General features: G+C 71.7%; 17 protein-coding genes. 5 read left to right on the top strand and 12 right to left on the bottom strand.

Features of this window, described 5'->3' with window-relative positions:
- Window positions 1–112: 112 nt before the first annotated feature.
- From EU555_RS30425 to EU555_RS30390, 8 genes are all read right to left on the bottom strand, one after another.
- Window positions 113–823 (bottom strand): Bax inhibitor-1/YccA family protein, encoded by a 711-nt coding sequence (locus EU555_RS30425; protein ID WP_135419081.1) that lies wholly within the window; start codon window positions 821–823, stop codon window positions 113–115.
- 34 nt (window positions 824–857) lie between these two features.
- Window positions 858–1631 carry an anti-sigma factor family protein gene (locus EU555_RS30420; protein ID WP_135419080.1) on the bottom strand — a complete coding sequence of 258 codons (774 nt, stop codon included), beginning with the start codon at window positions 1629–1631 and terminating at the stop codon, window positions 858–860.
- Window positions 1632–1660: 29 nt separating this feature from the next.
- Complete coding sequence (locus EU555_RS30415; RefSeq protein ID WP_205821030.1) at window positions 1661–2251, bottom strand: sigma-70 family RNA polymerase sigma factor; 591 nt, start codon at window positions 2249–2251, stop codon at window positions 1661–1663.
- A 129-nt stretch (window positions 2252–2380) separates the two neighbouring features.
- Window positions 2381–3025, bottom strand: coding sequence for a maleylacetoacetate isomerase (gene maiA, locus EU555_RS30410; RefSeq protein ID WP_135419078.1), 645 nt, complete (start codon window positions 3023–3025; stop codon window positions 2381–2383).
- Between the two features lie 79 nt (window positions 3026–3104).
- Window positions 3105–3833, bottom strand: coding sequence for an amino acid ABC transporter ATP-binding protein (locus EU555_RS30405; RefSeq protein WP_135419126.1), 729 nt, complete (start codon window positions 3831–3833; stop codon window positions 3105–3107).
- A gap of 143 nt (window positions 3834–3976) precedes the next feature.
- Window positions 3977–4669, bottom strand: a complete 693-nt coding sequence (locus EU555_RS30400) for an amino acid ABC transporter permease (RefSeq protein WP_135419077.1) — start codon at window positions 4667–4669, stop codon at window positions 3977–3979.
- Window positions 4670–4699: 30 nt separating this feature from the next.
- On the bottom strand, window positions 4700–5419 hold the full coding sequence (locus EU555_RS30395; protein ID WP_135419076.1) for an amino acid ABC transporter permease: 720 nt from the start codon (window positions 5417–5419) through the stop codon (window positions 4700–4702).
- A gap of 150 nt (window positions 5420–5569) precedes the next feature.
- Window positions 5570–6481 carry an amino acid ABC transporter substrate-binding protein gene (locus EU555_RS30390; protein ID WP_135419075.1) on the bottom strand — a complete coding sequence of 304 codons (912 nt, stop codon included), beginning with the start codon at window positions 6479–6481 and terminating at the stop codon, window positions 5570–5572.
- Window positions 6482–6851: 370 nt separating this feature from the next.
- On the opposite strand from EU555_RS30390, the gene dgcN reads away from it, so the two are divergent.
- The 4 genes from dgcN (at window position 6852) to EU555_RS30370 (ending at window position 9594) form a co-directional block, all read left to right on the top strand.
- Window positions 6852–7862, top strand: coding sequence for an N-acetyltransferase DgcN (gene dgcN, locus EU555_RS30385; RefSeq protein WP_135419074.1), 1011 nt, complete (start codon window positions 6852–6854; stop codon window positions 7860–7862).
- Entirely contained in the window at window positions 7859–8839 is a 981-nt protein-coding gene (gene dgcA, locus EU555_RS30380; protein WP_135419073.1) for an N-acetyl-D-Glu racemase DgcA, read from the top strand. The genes dgcN and dgcA overlap by 4 nt, the downstream gene beginning before the upstream one ends.
- 133 nt (window positions 8840–8972) lie before the next feature.
- Window positions 8973–9290 carry an EthD family reductase gene (locus EU555_RS30375; RefSeq protein WP_135419072.1) on the top strand — a complete coding sequence of 106 codons (318 nt, stop codon included), beginning with the start codon at window positions 8973–8975 and terminating at the stop codon, window positions 9288–9290.
- A gap of 22 nt (window positions 9291–9312) precedes the next feature.
- Window positions 9313–9594 carry a hypothetical protein gene (locus tag EU555_RS30370; protein WP_135419071.1) on the top strand — a complete coding sequence of 94 codons (282 nt, stop codon included), beginning with the start codon at window positions 9313–9315 and terminating at the stop codon, window positions 9592–9594.
- Between the two features lie 12 nt (window positions 9595–9606).
- On the opposite strand, the gene EU555_RS30365 is transcribed toward EU555_RS30370, so the two are convergent.
- The 3 genes from EU555_RS30365 to EU555_RS30355 all read right to left on the bottom strand — a co-directional run bounded on the left by EU555_RS30365 (window position 9607) and on the right by EU555_RS30355 (window position 11197).
- Window positions 9607–10194 carry a hypothetical protein gene (locus EU555_RS30365; protein ID WP_135419070.1) on the bottom strand — a complete coding sequence of 196 codons (588 nt, stop codon included), beginning with the start codon at window positions 10192–10194 and terminating at the stop codon, window positions 9607–9609.
- A gap of 202 nt (window positions 10195–10396) precedes the next feature.
- Entirely contained in the window at window positions 10397–10627 is a 231-nt protein-coding gene (locus EU555_RS30360; protein ID WP_135419069.1) for a DUF6894 family protein, read from the bottom strand.
- A gap of 240 nt (window positions 10628–10867) precedes the next feature.
- Entirely contained in the window at window positions 10868–11197 is a 330-nt protein-coding gene (locus EU555_RS30355; protein ID WP_135419068.1) for a hypothetical protein, read from the bottom strand.
- A gap of 292 nt (window positions 11198–11489) precedes the next feature.
- Between EU555_RS30355 and EU555_RS30350 the strand changes: the two genes are divergently transcribed.
- Window positions 11490–13166, top strand: a complete 1677-nt coding sequence (locus EU555_RS30350) for a formate--tetrahydrofolate ligase (protein ID WP_135419067.1) — start codon at window positions 11490–11492, stop codon at window positions 13164–13166.
- Window positions 13167–13229: 63 nt separating this feature from the next.
- On the opposite strand, the gene EU555_RS36710 is transcribed toward EU555_RS30350, so the two are convergent.
- Complete coding sequence (locus EU555_RS36710) at window positions 13230–13913, bottom strand: translational initiation factor (protein ID WP_205821028.1); 684 nt, start codon at window positions 13911–13913, stop codon at window positions 13230–13232.
- Window positions 13914–13986 lie beyond the last annotated feature (73 nt).

Here is a 13986-nt window from a genome sequence, read left to right as displayed (position 1 = left end):
CGAGAGGATACAAGGCACGTCGTCCCGATCCAGTCCGAACAAAAGACCCGCTGGTCCCTCGCGGGACCGGCGGGCGGAGGTCAAGGGTCCGTCCTTGGTTGGAGGGTGTCGGCTATTCCCGCTCGCCGGTGAGGTTCAGCAGCAGCTGGAACAGGTTGATGAAGTTCAGGTAGAGCGACAGGGCCCCGAACACCGCGAGCTTGGAATTGGCTTCCTCGCCCCAGTTGTCGGCGTATTGCTCCTTGATCGACTGGGTATCGTAGGCGGTGAGCCCGGTGAAGATTACCACGCCGATGAGCGAGATCGCGAATTGCAGCGCGCTCGAGGCGAGGAAGATGTTGACAAGGCTGGCGATGACGAGGCCGATCAGGCCCATCACCAGGAACGAGCCCATGCGCGAGAGGTCGCGCTTGGTGGTGTAGCCGTAGAGGCTCGTCGCCCCGAACATCGCCGCGGTGATGAAGAAAGTGCGGGCGATGCTGGTGCCGGTGAAGACCAGGAAGATCGAGGCCAGGGACAGGCCCATCACCCCGCAGAAGGTCCAGAACAGGGTGTGGGCTGTGGCGGCCGAGATCCGGTCGGCGCGGAACGACAGCACCAGGATGAAGGCGAGGGGGGCCAGCATCACGACGTATTTGAGCGGCGTGCCGAAGAGCGGCTTGTAGAGGGCCGGGGTCGAGGCGACGCCGAGCGCCACGAGGCCGGTCAGCGCCAGGCCGAGGCCCATCGTGTTGTAGACCCGCAGCATGTGCCGCCGCAGGCCCTCGTCGAAGACCGCACCGGCGGGCGCCGCGTGGGTCTGCCAGGCGAAGGGAGTGTTCATCGGGGAGATCGCTCCGGGATGGCGGTGGGGAGGGTCAGTGCTGCAGCGCCGCCAGGGTGGCGGCGGCGCGGCCGAGGTCGGGCTCATTCCCTGAGCCGCTGAGCGCGTAGGCGCCGCGTCCGGCCGTCCAGTAGACCGTCACGGCCTCCGGCGAGCGGACGATGGCGGGGGCGTGCGCCTCCGCATCCTGGGTGCGGGTGGCGAAGAGCGCCACCTTGCCGAGGCTGCCGGCATCGATCGCGACCTCGACGCCCGCGCCGCTGCGCGAGGGGAAGATCTGCATGTCGTCGACGCGCCAGTCGGCCGGCAGGTCGGGCAGGGCGATGCCGGTCGCGGCCTCGACCTCGCGGCGGTCATAGGCCGGGCTCGGGCGCTGCGAGGCGACCCGGGCCCGCATCAGGGCGGCCTGGCGGGCCTGGAGCGCGTCCTCGACGAAAGCGGGCGAATGCGTCGAGGCGATCGTGTTCTGCACCCCGAAATCCCCGGTCTCGTTGTGCAGGAGCCAGCCGGTCCCGACCAGCATCGCGATCACGGCGGCGCGCTGCAGGCGCGCCCCGATCCTGCGCCAGGTCAGGGCCCGGTCGAGCCGGCGGGCCGCCGCGGCGAGGCGCTCGGGCGCGGGGCCGGGCCGCGTGCCCGGCACCGGCCCGAAGGCGGCGCTGAGGGCGTCGCGGGTGCGCAGGTCGGCCATCACCCGGGCCGCCACCTCCGGGCGCGCCGCCAGGTGCTCCTCCACCTCGATCCGCCGGCCGAGGTCGAGCTGGCCGTCGATATAGGCGTTCAGGTCCGCCTCGGTGATCGGGTCCATCGCCGCCTCCGCAAAAGTCTCGCCGCGCATCACGACGCCCTCGCGGGCTTGGTCCCGCGCTCCCCGGTTCCGCCCTCGACGACCCGCAGGCGCGGCCCTGGCCGGGCCGGCGGCTCGTCGGGGGCGGGGAGGCGCGGGGCGCCGCCGCTCTCGATGGTGCGGAGCGCCGCCCGGGCGCGCCCGAGGCGCGACATCAGCGTGCCGATCGGGATGCCGAGCACGTCGGCGGCCTCCTGGTAGGCCAGCCCCTCGATGGTCACGAGGTGCAGGGCCTCGCGCTGCTCCGCCGGCAGGCGCTGGAAGGCCTCGCGCACCTGGGCCAGGCGTACATGCCCCTCCTGGGCCGGCGGCGTCGCCTCGTCGGCGAGCTGCCCGAGGGCGTCGGCATAGCGCGCCTCGACCTTGCGGCGGCGCTGGTCGTCGATGAAGGCGTTGTGCAGCACCGTCATCAGCCAGGTGCGCAGGTTGGTGCCGGGCCGCAGGGTGCCCTGGCGCTCGAGGGCGCGCACGAGGGTGTCGTGCACGAGGTCGTCGGCCTGCGCGGTGTCGCGCGTCAGGGACCGGGCGTAGCGCCGGAGCGGCACCAGGAGGTCGAGGACGTCGGGGCGCTTGCGAAGCATCATGATGGGTGAACGTCCGGCGCCCTCGGTCTAATCCCGCGCCGGCCCGCGCTCACGCAGGGAGAGGTCACATCCGCGTGAGCGGCGCCGGGCTTTCCGAACCGGTAGCCCGCCGGGCCGGAGGCGCGCTCACGCCGGCGCCCCCGGCTGCCGCTTCGGATGCGCCTTCGCGAAGGCCTCCTGGGCCAGGCAATCCTCGGCGATGCGCCGCACGGTCGGGTAGGGGGCCGTGTCGACCCCGAAGATCGCGGTGCCGACCCAGAGGCTGACGAGGCAGAGGTCGGCGTGGCTGATCGCGTCGCCCTGGCAGTAGCGGCCGGTGCCGGGCTCCTGCGTCAGCCGGGTCTCGAGGGTGGTCACCCCGACCGCGAACCAGTGCCGCAGCCAGCCGAGCATCGCCTCCTGGGGCAATCCGAGATCGTCGGTGAGGTAGCGGCGCACCCGCGGCACGTAGAGCGGGTGGGAATCGCTGGCCACGACTTGGGCGAGGGAGCGGGCCCGGGCACGGGCCTTGGGGTCGCGCGGCAGCAGCGCCGGCTCGGGATGGGTCTCCTCGAGATAGTCGAGGATCGCCAGAGACTGCGTCAGGGGCGGGCCGTCGCCGTCGAAGAAGGCCGGGACCGCGCCCTGCGGGTTGATGGCGCGGAACTCCGGCCTGTGCTGGTCGCCCGCGTCGAGGTCGATGAAGGTCTCCTCGTAGGGAAGTCCCTTCAGGTTGAGGGCGATCCGCACCCGGAAGGCCGCGGCCGAGCGCCAGTTGCCGATCATCCGCATGACGTCTCTCCTCCCGGTCCCGCCGGGGACGATGGCGGGGGCGCGAACGGCGGGGGGCCCGGTCGGGCCCCTCGACGGATCAGTGCGACAGGATCCGCGACAGGAAGGTCTGGGCGCGCTCGCTGCGGGGCGAGCCGAAGAAGTCCTCCTTCTGCGCGTCCTCGACGATCTCGCCCTTGTCCATGAAGATGACCCGGTGGGCGACCTTGCGGGCGAAGCCCATCTCGTGGGTCACCACCATCATGGTCATGCCCTCGCGGGCGAGCTCGACCATGACGTCGAGCACCTCGCCGACCATCTCGGGGTCGAGGGCCGAGGTCGGCTCGTCGAACAGCATCACGATCGGGTTCATGGCGAGCGCCCGGGCGATGGCGACGCGCTGCTGCTGGCCGCCCGAGAGCTGGCCCGGATACTTGTGGGCGTGGGCCTTGAGGCCGACCCGCTCGAGCAGCGCCAGGCCCTTGGCCTCCGCCTCGTCCCTACCCCGGCCCAGCACCTTGCGCTGGGCGAGGCTCAGGTTGTCGGTGATCGACAGGTGCGGGAACAGCTCGAAGTGCTGGAACACCATGCCGACCCGCGAGCGGAGCTTCGGCAGGTTGGTTTTCTTGTTGGCGATCTGCGTCCCGTCGACGGTGATCTGGCCCTTCTGGAACGGCTCGAGGGCGTTGACGCACTTGATGAGCGTCGACTTGCCGGAGCCCGAGGGACCGCAGACCACCACCACCTCGCCCTTGCGGATGGCGGTGGTGCAGTTCGTCAGCACCTGGAAGTCGCCGTACCACTTCGAGACGCCGTCGATGGTGATCATCGGCCCGCCGGTCGCCGCCGCGGGCGGCGGCTCGGAGAGCAGGGTGCCGACGGGCCCGGAGGCCGGGGCCGCCGCAGCCGCGGCCTGCGGCTCCGGCGCGGGGCTGACGGGCGGCATCGCGGAGGAGGTCATGGCGTTCGGTCCTATCGGATGATCGCGACCCGGCGCTGCAGGCGGCGCACCAGGAGCGAGGCGATGAAGCAGACGGCGAAGTAGACGACCGCCGCGAACAGGTACATCTCGACGAGGCGGCCGTCGCGCTGCGCCACCTTCGAGGCGGCGCCGAGGAAGTCGGTGATCGACAGCACGTAGACGAGCGAGGTGTCCTGGAACAGCACGATGGTCTGGGTCAGCAGCACCGGCAGCATGTTGCGGAAGGCCTGGGGCAGGATGACGTTGCCCATCGCCTGCCAGTAGGTGAGGCCGAGCGCCGAGGCGGCCGCCGCCTGCCCCTTCGGGATCGACTGGATGCCGGCCCGCATGATCTCGGAGAAGTAGGCCGCCTCGAACAGCGTGAAGGTGATGAGCGAGGACGAGAAGGCGCCGACCTGGATCGGCCGCTCGGACCCGATGAGCCACTGCCCGATATACGGCACCAGGAAGTAGAACCAGAAGATCACCAGCACCAGCGGCAGCGAGCGCATGAAGTTGACGTAGGCCTTGGCGACCTGCGGCAGCACCGGGAGCCCTGAGAGCCGCATCATGGCGATCAGCGTGCCGAGCACCACGCCGCCGAGGGCCGCCAGCGCGGTCAGCGTCAGCGTGAAGGTCATCCCGTCGAAGAACAGGTAGCGCCAGGAGTTCAGGATGACGCTGAAGTCGAAGTTCGAGAACATCGCAGGGACCTTGCCCGAGAAATCAGAGGATCAGCGGCCCGGCACCGCGACGCGGCGCTCGATCAGCCCGGCGGCGGTCACCACGAGCAGGTTGATGATGATGTAGATGATCGTCGCCGCGGTGAAGGCCTCGAAGACCTGGAACGAGAATTCCTGCATCGCGCGGGCCCGGGCGGTCAGCTCGAGGAGCCCGATGGTCAGCGCCACCGACGTGTTCTTCAGGTTGTTGAGGAACTCGGAGGTCAGCGGCGGCAGGATGATGCGGTAGGCGTTGGGCAGGAGCACGTAGCGGTAGGTCTGCGCGGTGGTGAGCCCGAGCGCCGTGCCGGCCATGCGCTGGCCCCGCGGCAGGGCCTGGATGCCGGCCCGCACCTGCTCGGCGACGCGCGAGGCGGTGAAGAAGCCCAGGCACACCACGGCGGTGTAGAACGGCGCGTTCGGCAGCTGCTTCAGCCAGGTGCCCCAGGATTCCGGCAGCAGCTCGGGCAGCACGAAGAACCACAGGAACATCTGCACGAGGAGCGGGATGTTGCGGAAGAGCTCGACATAGGCGTTGCCGACCGCCTGCGCCGGCCGGCTCGGCAGGGTGCGCAGCACGCCGATGACCGAGCCGACCGCGAAGGCGATGACCCAGGCGCAGAGCGCCGTGACGATGGTCCAGATCAGGCCCGACAGCAGCATGTCGGCGTAGGTGCCGGTCCCCTCGGGCGAGGCGTCGAAGAAGATGCCCCAGTTCCAGTTGTAGTTCATGCCCTGACTTCCGGGTCCGCCCTGCCGCGATGGTATACGGTTTTCCGGCCCGGGCGAGGTGGGGCGCGGCCGAGGCACAGGGAAAAGTGCCGAAGGGAAAGTGCCGAGAAGGCGGCGCCGCCCTGCGGGAGGGCGGCGCCGGGTGTCAGCTCAGTAGGCGGCCGGATCCGGGCTGTCGCTCGGCTTGGCGAAGGCCTGCTGCAGCGCCTCGCTCATCGGCAGGTTCAGGTTGATGTCCCGCGGCGGGATCGCCTTCATGAACCACTTGTCGTAGGCCGTCTTGGCCTCCGGGCTCTTGTAGAAGGCGGCGGTGGCGGCATCGACGACCTTCTTGAACGGGGCATCGTCCTTGCGCAGCATGATGCCGTAGGGCTCGGGCTTCGACAGGGCGTCGGTCGAGATCGCGTAGGCGGTCGGCTCCTTGGAACCGGCGGCGAGCGAGGCCAGCAGCACGTCGTCCATCACGAAGGCGGCGGCCCGGCCGGTCTCGACCATCAGGAACGCCTCGGCGTGGTCCTTGGCCGGCAGGATCGTGATGCCGAGCTTCTTCTCGGTGTTGTACTCGTTGATCTGCTTGATGTTGGTGGTGCCGGAGGTCGACACCACGGTCTTGCCCTTCAGGTCCTCGAACTTGGTCAGGCCGCTCGACTTCTTGGCGACGAAGCGGTTGGCGGTGAGGAAGTGGGTGTTGGTGAAGGCGACCTGCTTCTGGCGCTCGACGTTGTTGGTGGTCGAGCCGCATTCGAGGTCGACGGTGCCGTTGGCGATCAGCGGGATGCGCGTCGCCGAGGTCACCGGATTCAGCTTCACCTCGAGCTTGTCGAGCTTCAGCTCGGTCTTCACCGCATCGACGATCTTGTAGCAGATGTCCATGGCGAAGCCGACCGGCTTCTGGTTGTTGTCGAGGTAGGAGAACGGCACCGACGCGTCGCGGGTGCCCAGCGTGATCTGCCCGGTCTCCTTGATCTTCTTCAGCGTCCCGGTCAGGTCCTGAGCCGAGGCAGCGCCGGCGGAGGCCGCCAGGCCGGCGAGCAGGACGGGAAGCAGGCTTCTCAAACGCATTCGTGCTCTCCTTTTGGGCAAGACCGTGTCCGCCACCGCGATCATCACGTCAAGGGTCGGGCTGGGGATCGCGGCAGCGGCCGGGCGGGCCGTTGTGCCGAGGGCGGCGGCGCGGGACCGACGGTCGTGCCTCGGGGAGTCTTCAGCAAGGCGCGGGCCAATTTGAGAGCAAGGCGCGGGCCAATTTGAGGACGGCGCGGACGAGCAAGGCGCGGGCCAGCCGGGCCCGCGCCGCGGCCGGGGTGCCCCCGCGGCCGGCCAGTTGCGCACCGGACCCGCCCGCGCGAAGGTGCCGCGCCGGCCGGCCCTCCGCGGCTCGACTCTTGCCCGGCGCCCGTGACGACCCCGCGACGACGGACCGACGAGACCGATGCAGATCGCCACGCCCTACCTGATGTTCCTCGGCGACGTGCCGGACCGGCTCGCCGCCAAGACCGCCTACGGCATCGTCGACTGGCGGCCCGAATGGTGCGTCGGCCAGCTGCGCCTGCCTGCCTGCGCGGCCGATCTCGGCATCCCGGACCTCACGATCCAGGAGGGCGTCGCCAAGGGCGCGCGGACGCTGATCGTCGGCGTGGTCAACGCCGGCGGCGTGCTGCCGCCGCACTGGATCGCCACCATCGTCGAGGCGATCGAGGCCGGGCTCGACGTGGCGAGCGGCCTCCACACCCGCCTCGGCTCGGTGCCGGAGATCGCCGAGGCCGCCTCGCGCCACGGGCGGCAGCTCCATGACGTGCGCCATTCCGACCAGCTTTTCGACACCGGCAAGGGCACGCGGCGGCCGGGCAGGCGGCTGCTGACCGTCGGCACCGACTGCTCGGTGGGCAAGAAGTACACGGTGCTGGCCCTCGAGAAGGGCATGCGGGATCGCGGCCTCGACGCCGATTTCCGCGCCACCGGCCAGACCGGGGTGTTCATCTCCGGCCGCGGCGTCGCCATCGACGCGGTGGTGGCAGACTTCATCTCCGGCGCCGTCGAGTGGATCGCCCCGGCCGCCGACCCGCGGCACTGGGACCTGATCGAGGGCCAGGGCTCGCTGTTCCATCCGAGCTTCGCCGGCGTCAGCCTCGGCCTGCTGCACGGGGCGCAACCCGACGCCTTCGTGGTCTGCCACGAGCCGACCCGCACGACGATGCGCGGGGTCAAGCACCCGCTGCCGAGCATCCGGGAGGTGATCGACCTGACGGTGCAGCTCGGCCGCCTGACCAATCCGGACATCCGCCCGACCGGCATCGCGGTCAACACCCAGGCGCTCGCGGAGGCGGAGGCGCGGGCGCTGCTCGCGCGCCTCGCCGACGAGCACGGCCTGCCGGCGACCGATCCGGTGCGGTTCGGGGTCGACGGGCTCGTCGACCGCCTCGTGGCGGAGTTCCCAGCGTGATCCGGCTCGCGACCGCCGTCGAGCGCTGGCCGATCGCCGGCACCTTCACCATCTCGCGCGGCAGCCGCACCGAGGCTGTGGTGGTGACGGCCGAGGTCAGCGACGGCACCGTCACGGGCCGGGGCGAGTGCGTGCCGTATGCCCGCTACGGCGAGACCGTGGAGGGCGTGCGCGACCTGATCGCCGCGCAAGGCGACGCGCTCGCATCCGGCCTCACCCGCCAGGACCTCGCCGCGCGCCTGCCGGCGGGTGCGGCCCGCAACGCCCTCGACTGCGCCCTGTGGGATCTCGAGGCCAAGCGCGCCGGCACGCCGGCCCACGTCCTCGCCGGGATCCCGGCGCCGGCCCCGGTGACGACCTGCTACACGCTGAGCCTCGGCAGCCCGGAGGCGATGGAGGCGGCGGCCCGCGCGGCGGCTTCGCGCCCGCTCCTGAAGGTGAAGCTCGGCGGCGCCGGCGACCCGGAGCGGATCGCGGCGGTGCGCCGGGGCGCCCCGGCTTCGGCGCTCGTGGTCGACGCCAACGAGGCGTGGTCGCCCGAGACGATCGCTGCCAATCTCGCCGCCTGCGTCGAGGCCGGGGTGCGGCTGATCGAGCAGCCGCTGCCGGCCGGCGACGACGCGGCCCTCGCCGGGATCCGGCGCCCGATCCCGATCTGCGCCGACGAGAGCCTGCACGACCGCGCCGGGCTCGACGCGCTCAAGGACCGCTACGACGCGATCAACATCAAGCTCGACAAGGCCGGGGGGCTGACCGAGGCGCTGCTTCTCGCCCAGGCCGCCAAGGCGCGGGGATTGTCGATCATGGTCGGCTGCATGCTCGGCACCTCGCTCGCCATGGCGCCGGCGATGCTCCTGTCGGGCTTCGCCGACTTCGTCGACCTCGACGGGCCGCTGCTGCTCGCCCGCGACCGCGCGCCGGGCTTGGCGTTCGAGGGAAGCCTCGTGCACCCGCCGCAGCCGGCCCTGTGGGGGTGAGACCTTGGTTTGAGATCCTGGGGGGTGACGACCTTTGGGCAGGTCCGGCGCGCTTGCGCCGCGGGCCGAAACGGGGCTCACTGACGCGCAAGGGACCGGCGACGGGTCCCGCATCCGGGAGACACCAGACGCCATGATCCTGATCAGCGTGATGTATCCGGGCGGCGCCGATGCGCAAGCCTTCAACCTCGACTACTACCTCAAGCACCACATGCCGCTGGTCCGCGAGCGCTGGTCCTCGATGGGCCTGGAGAAGGCCGAGGTGGTCACGGCGAGCGGCACGCCCGACGGCAGCCCGGCCCCGTTCCAGGTCATCGCCCTCCTGACCTTCCGCTCCCTCGACGACTTCAAGAAGGCGGGGGCGGCGCACGGCCAGGAGATCTTCGGGGACATCCCGAACTTCTTCAGCGGGCAGCCGGTGGTGCAGATCAACGCGCCGCAGAGCTTCTGACGCCGACACGGTTCCCGGCGCGATGATCGACATCGTCAAGATCCTGCGCGAGCAGCATCCGGCGCTCGGGCCCTACGTGCTGGCGCTCCGCGAGCGCTCCGGCCTCGTGGCGCCGGAGGATCCGGACGTCCTCGCTGCGGAGGTGCGGGACTGGGCCGCGGCGGAAGCGCCGAGCGCCGCCTTCAGCCGGCGCGCGGTGACCTACGCGCCGTTCCCGGGCTGGCCGGAGGAGACCCGCACCCTCGGCGTCGTGACCTTCGCCAGCGCCCAGGACCTCGCCCGCTTCGCCACCCGCTGGACCTGAGCCGGCCGGAGGTCACTGCCCCCGCACGGCCATGTCGCGCGGGGGACCGGCGGGGCCGGGGGCCATCCGGGCGCTCACGGTCAGTCCGAGGTCGATGCACAGGACCAGCAGGATGCCGGCGAGCAGCGCGATGATGGCGGCCTGACCGCGGGGGGTGAGTCCGATGACCGTCGGCGATGGACGGTCCGGCGCGGGAGGCGGCACCTCCGCGGGATCCGGCAGCGGCGCGTCGTCCGCGACGGCCGGTGCCGCCTCGGTGGCGATGAAGCGCGGCCGGTAACCCCCGACCGGCACGCTCACGCGGATATCCAGACCGTCGGCATGCTGCGCGTAGACCTCGTCGAGGGCGCGCCGCAGGCGCCCGGCCTCGACGCGCACGCTCGGGTCGAGGCTCGGGTCGAAATCGGGGCCCCGGCCGAGGGCCTGGGTGGCGATGGTGTAGGCCTTGATCGTCGCGCCGCGGCCGGCCAGTTCCTCCTCCACCACGAAGCGGAGGAAGCGCGTCAGCTTGGGCGAGCGTACGAAGGGCGGCGCGCGCAGCAGGCTCTCCAAGGTCTCGACCACGCGGTCGGCCGGAACCTCCTCCTCGGTCACGGACATCAACCTGCCTTCCCCGCGCGGCCGGAGCAACGTCCCGGTCCGTCGCCAGATCCCCGCCGCGGACCGAACCGGACCCGGTGGAACTCCCGGTGAGTATAGGAGTGGAATCGCAGGATGTTAGCCCTTTTCGCGACGGGAGCGAACCGGTCTGGGGATAGACTCCGTCCCCTCGCGCTCCGGTGCTGGTCCGAATGGCTCGCCGTCACCCGAGCCGGGGCGGGAACGGCACGGTGAAGAGCAGGGTGCGGTGCTCGTCGCGCACCTCCACGCGCCAGGCGTGCCAGTCGATCCGGGTCGCTTCCGGTCCGCTCATCGCATCCGCGATCAGGGTCCGGGCCTGGCGATGCGCCTCGCCGAGGTCGCGGCAATCGAGTCCGGCCTCGTCCGGCACGCTCTGGGTCGAGCCCATGATGTCGAAGAAGTAGCGCGGCACTGCGGATCGGACTCGAAGTTCTCGGAGGAGGGGGAAAAAGGAGCGCCACCGTCTCGCCCGTCACCGATCCGAGGCCGCGCAGCAATTCCGGTGATCGCCCGTCTGGTTCACGATCTGGAAATGGAGTGGGAACGCCAAGGTTCCGTTTCGTATTCCCGGATCGGGCATAGGCCGTGCGATCTAGGATCCTCGGCGGATCGCGTTATCCTTGGCTCGTCATGCCGCTCGGTCATCCACGTGTCAGCGGCTCTCCCGCTCCGGTGCGCCGCGCCAGGCTGGCTGCCGGTCATGCGCCGTCAGGGTGTCGCGGGAGGGCGGACGGCCCGCCTCGGCCATGGCCGCGCGCCACCCCGCACTGACGGCGCGCCCGGCCTCGGCGGCGCCCGCTTCGATCACCCGGGCGCGCAGGTCGTCGGCCCGGGCGTCGAGGGCCTGCCCCACCGACCGGTCCGCCGCCATCGGCACCGGTGCCGTCAGGGCCGGGTCAGGGCCCGGGGCATCGCCGAGCCGCAGCGGCGACAGATAGTAGATCGCGCCGATCACCAGCCCGGCCCGCAGCCAGAAGGCCATCCCGTTCTCCCGATCCCTGCCATGCCCGTTGCGGCGGCACTCTGGGGCTGCAATCGTGAAGCGATCCCGTCCGGGCGGCGTCGATCTGCCGACATGCCTAACGGCCGGATTCCGCGCTCGCCGCCGCGGCCGATCCCTGTTCGCAACGCGCGCAAGGGGCTTTCAATTTTTCTGAGCATCCGGCTCAAGCGATTTGATCTGTTCGACAATGGCGGCCTCGGCCACACTTCCGCCGACGCCAAGCCACCCTTCCAGGGCATCCCCTCCGGCTCCAGAACAACGATCGGGACCCATGCCGACCGACATCGAGATCGCCCGCGCGGCCACCCTGCAGCCGATCACCGCGATTGCGGAGCGGATCGGCATCCCCGACGAGGCCCTGCACCCCTACGGCCGCCACATCGCCAAGATCGACCATGCCCATATCCGCGGCCTCGAGGCGCAGGCCGAGGGCAAGCTGATCCTGGTGACGGCGATCAGCCCGACCCCGGCGGGGGAGGGGAAGACCACCACCACGGTGGGCCTCGGCGACGCCCTCAACCGCATCGGCCGCAAGACGGTGATCTGCCTGCGCGAGCCCTCGCTCGGCCCGTGCTTCGGCATGAAGGGCGGCGCGGCGGGCGGCGGCCGATCGCAGGTGGTGCCGATGGAGGCGATCAACCTCCACTTCACCGGCGATTTCCACGCCATCACCTCGGCCCACAGCCTCGCCGCGGCGCTGATCGACAACCACGTCTACTGGGGCAACCCGCTCGGCATCGACCTGCGGCGGGTGGCGTTCCGGCGCGTCCTCGACATGAACGACCGGGCCCTGCGCAGCATCACCCAGAGCCTCGGCGGCGTCGCCAACGGCTATCCGCGGGAGGACGGCTTCGACATCACGGTCGCCTCCGAGGTGATGGCGGTGTTCTGCCTCGCCCGCGACCTGGCCGACCTCGAGGCGCGCCTCGGGCGGATCGTGGTGGCCGAGAATCGCGACCGCAAGCCGGTGACGCTCGCCGACCTCAAGGCCACCGGCGCCATGACGGTGCTGCTCAAGGACGCGCTGCAGCCCAACCTCGTCCAGACCCTCGAGGGCAGCCCGGCGCTGATCCATGGCGGGCCCTTCGCCAACATCGCGCATGGCTGCAACTCGGTGATCGCCACCCGGGCGGGCCTCCGGCTCGGCGACTACGCGGTGACGGAGGCCGGGTTCGGGGCCGATCTCGGGGCGGAGAAATTCTTCGACATCAAGTGCCGGCAGGCGGGCTTGAGCCCCTCCGCCGTGGTGATCGTCGCGACGGTGCGCGCCCTCAAGATGCATGGCGGCGTCGCCAAGGCGGATCTCGGCCGCGAGGACGTCGCGGCGCTCGAGCGGGGATTCTCCAACCTCGCCCGCCACGTCGAGAACGTGCGCCGCTTCGGCGCCCCGGTCGTCGTCGCGGTCAACCACTTCCACGCCGATACGGAGGCCGAGCACGCGGCGCTCAAGGCGCTGTGCCGCGACCGCCTCGACGTCGAGGCGATCACCTGCCGGCACTGGGCCGAGGGCGGCGCCGGGGCCGAGGCCCTCGCCCGCGCCGTCGTGTCCCTGGCCGAGGCCGGCCCGCCCGGCCCGCCGCGCTTCGCCTACCCGGACGCGATGCCGCTCGCGGACAAGATCCGCACCATCGCGCAGACGCTCTACGGCGCGGCCGGCATCCAGGTCGAATCGAAGGCGGCGGCCAAGCTCGCGGCGTTCGAGCAGGCCGGCCACGGGAGCCTGCCGGTCTGCATGGCCAAGACCCAATATTCGTTCTCCACGGACCCGACCCTGATGGGCGCGCCGAGCGGCCACGTGGTGGCGGTGCGCGACGTGCGCCTCTCGGCCGGGGCCGGCTTCGTGGTGGCGATCTGCGGGGAGATCATGACCATGCCGGGCCTGCCGAAGGTGCCGGCGGCGGAAGGCATCCACCTCGACGCCGAGGGACGGATCGAGGGCCTGTTCTGACGCGATGGCGGGCGCCCGGCCGTTCGGTCCGGGCGCCCGCCTGATCGCGAGAGGGGTGGGGGCTCAGCGCACCGAGCCGCCGGGGCCGCCGGCCCCGCCGACGCCGCCCACCCCGGCCCCGCCCGCGCCCCCGGCGCCGGCCCCCGGCCCGCCGGTCCCGGCGCGGCCGCCCTTGCCGCCGACGCCGCCGGCGATGCTCGGCCCGTCGGGCGCCCGACCGCCCGGTCCGGCCGGCCCTGCCGATTCGCGGCGCGTGCTGCCCGAGTCGAGGGTCGCGACGTAGGACATGCACGCCTCCGGATCGGCCGGCCGAGGCATCACGGCCGGGCTTCGCAGCAGCCTCGCGCAGGCGCGGGCGATCGCGCGGGTCGGCGCCGCCTCCTCCTCCTCGTCATCGTCACTGGACGGGTTCGGCCGGATCGAGGCCGCGAACAGGTCGACGCATTGGGCTGGACGGAAGTCCGCGTCGGGGCGTCCCCCATCGAGCAGCGCGATACAGTAGCCGCGCAGCCCTTCGGGCTCCGCCGGGGCGCCGCGGCTGCCGCCCCAGCCGCCGATCCGGCCGGGCGCACCGGCCCGGCCGCCGGGCGCGCCCGGGAGGCCGGCGCCGTCGCCGGATCCTGCCGGCGTCACCGTGGGGCCGGAGAGTTCCCCCGCGGACCAGGGGCCGGCGACGGTGCCGGCGATGGCGACGGTGCCGACGAGCGCGGCACCAGCCGCGGCAAGCAGCATGGAGACGGTCTTCATGGGATCTGCCTCACGTCCGGTGTCTCGGTCGCCGGTCCTGCGCCGCCCGGACCGCGAGGATCCGGGCGGCAAG

This window comes from Methylobacterium nonmethylotrophicum (genome assembly GCF_004745635.1).
GTDB classification, from domain to species: domain Bacteria; phylum Pseudomonadota; class Alphaproteobacteria; order Rhizobiales; family Beijerinckiaceae; genus Methylobacterium; species Methylobacterium nonmethylotrophicum.
This window is presented reverse-complemented; position numbering and strand designations above follow the sequence as displayed.

Bases quoted from the DNA above. Each gene is read 5' to 3' on its own strand.
- maiA (WP_135419078.1), bottom strand. From the start codon at position 3,025: ATGCGGATGATCGGCAACTGGCGCTCGGCCGCGGCCTTCCGGGTGCGG.
- EU555_RS30355 (WP_135419068.1), bottom strand. From the start codon at position 11,197: ATGGCCTTCTGGCTGCGGGCCGGGCTGGTGATCGGCGCGATCTACTAT.
- EU555_RS30405 (WP_135419126.1), bottom strand. From the start codon at position 3,833: ATGATCACCATCGACGGCGTCTCGAAGTGGTACGGCGACTTCCAGGTG.
- EU555_RS30390 (WP_135419075.1), bottom strand. From the start codon at position 6,481: ATGCGTTTGAGAAGCCTGCTTCCCGTCCTGCTCGCCGGCCTGGCGGCC.
- EU555_RS30375 (WP_135419072.1), top strand. From the start codon at position 8,973: ATGATCCTGATCAGCGTGATGTATCCGGGCGGCGCCGATGCGCAAGCC.
- EU555_RS30350 (WP_135419067.1), top strand. From the start codon at position 11,490: ATGCCGACCGACATCGAGATCGCCCGCGCGGCCACCCTGCAGCCGATC.
- EU555_RS30425 (WP_135419081.1), bottom strand. From the start codon at position 823: ATGAACACTCCCTTCGCCTGGCAGACCCACGCGGCGCCCGCCGGTGCG.
- EU555_RS30400 (WP_135419077.1), bottom strand. From the start codon at position 4,669: ATGTTCTCGAACTTCGACTTCAGCGTCATCCTGAACTCCTGGCGCTAC.
- EU555_RS30420 (WP_135419080.1), bottom strand. From the start codon at position 1,631: ATGGACCCGATCACCGAGGCGGACCTGAACGCCTATATCGACGGCCAG.
- dgcN (WP_135419074.1), top strand. From the start codon at position 6,852: ATGCAGATCGCCACGCCCTACCTGATGTTCCTCGGCGACGTGCCGGAC.
- EU555_RS30365 (WP_135419070.1), bottom strand. From the start codon at position 10,194: ATGTCCGTGACCGAGGAGGAGGTTCCGGCCGACCGCGTGGTCGAGACC.
- EU555_RS30415 (WP_205821030.1), bottom strand. From the start codon at position 2,251: ATGCTTCGCAAGCGCCCCGACGTCCTCGACCTCCTGGTGCCGCTCCGG.
- EU555_RS30370 (WP_135419071.1), top strand. From the start codon at position 9,313: ATGATCGACATCGTCAAGATCCTGCGCGAGCAGCATCCGGCGCTCGGG.
- EU555_RS30395 (WP_135419076.1), bottom strand. From the start codon at position 5,419: ATGAACTACAACTGGAACTGGGGCATCTTCTTCGACGCCTCGCCCGAG.
- EU555_RS36710 (WP_205821028.1), bottom strand. From the start codon at position 13,913: ATGAAGACCGTCTCCATGCTGCTTGCCGCGGCTGGTGCCGCGCTCGTC.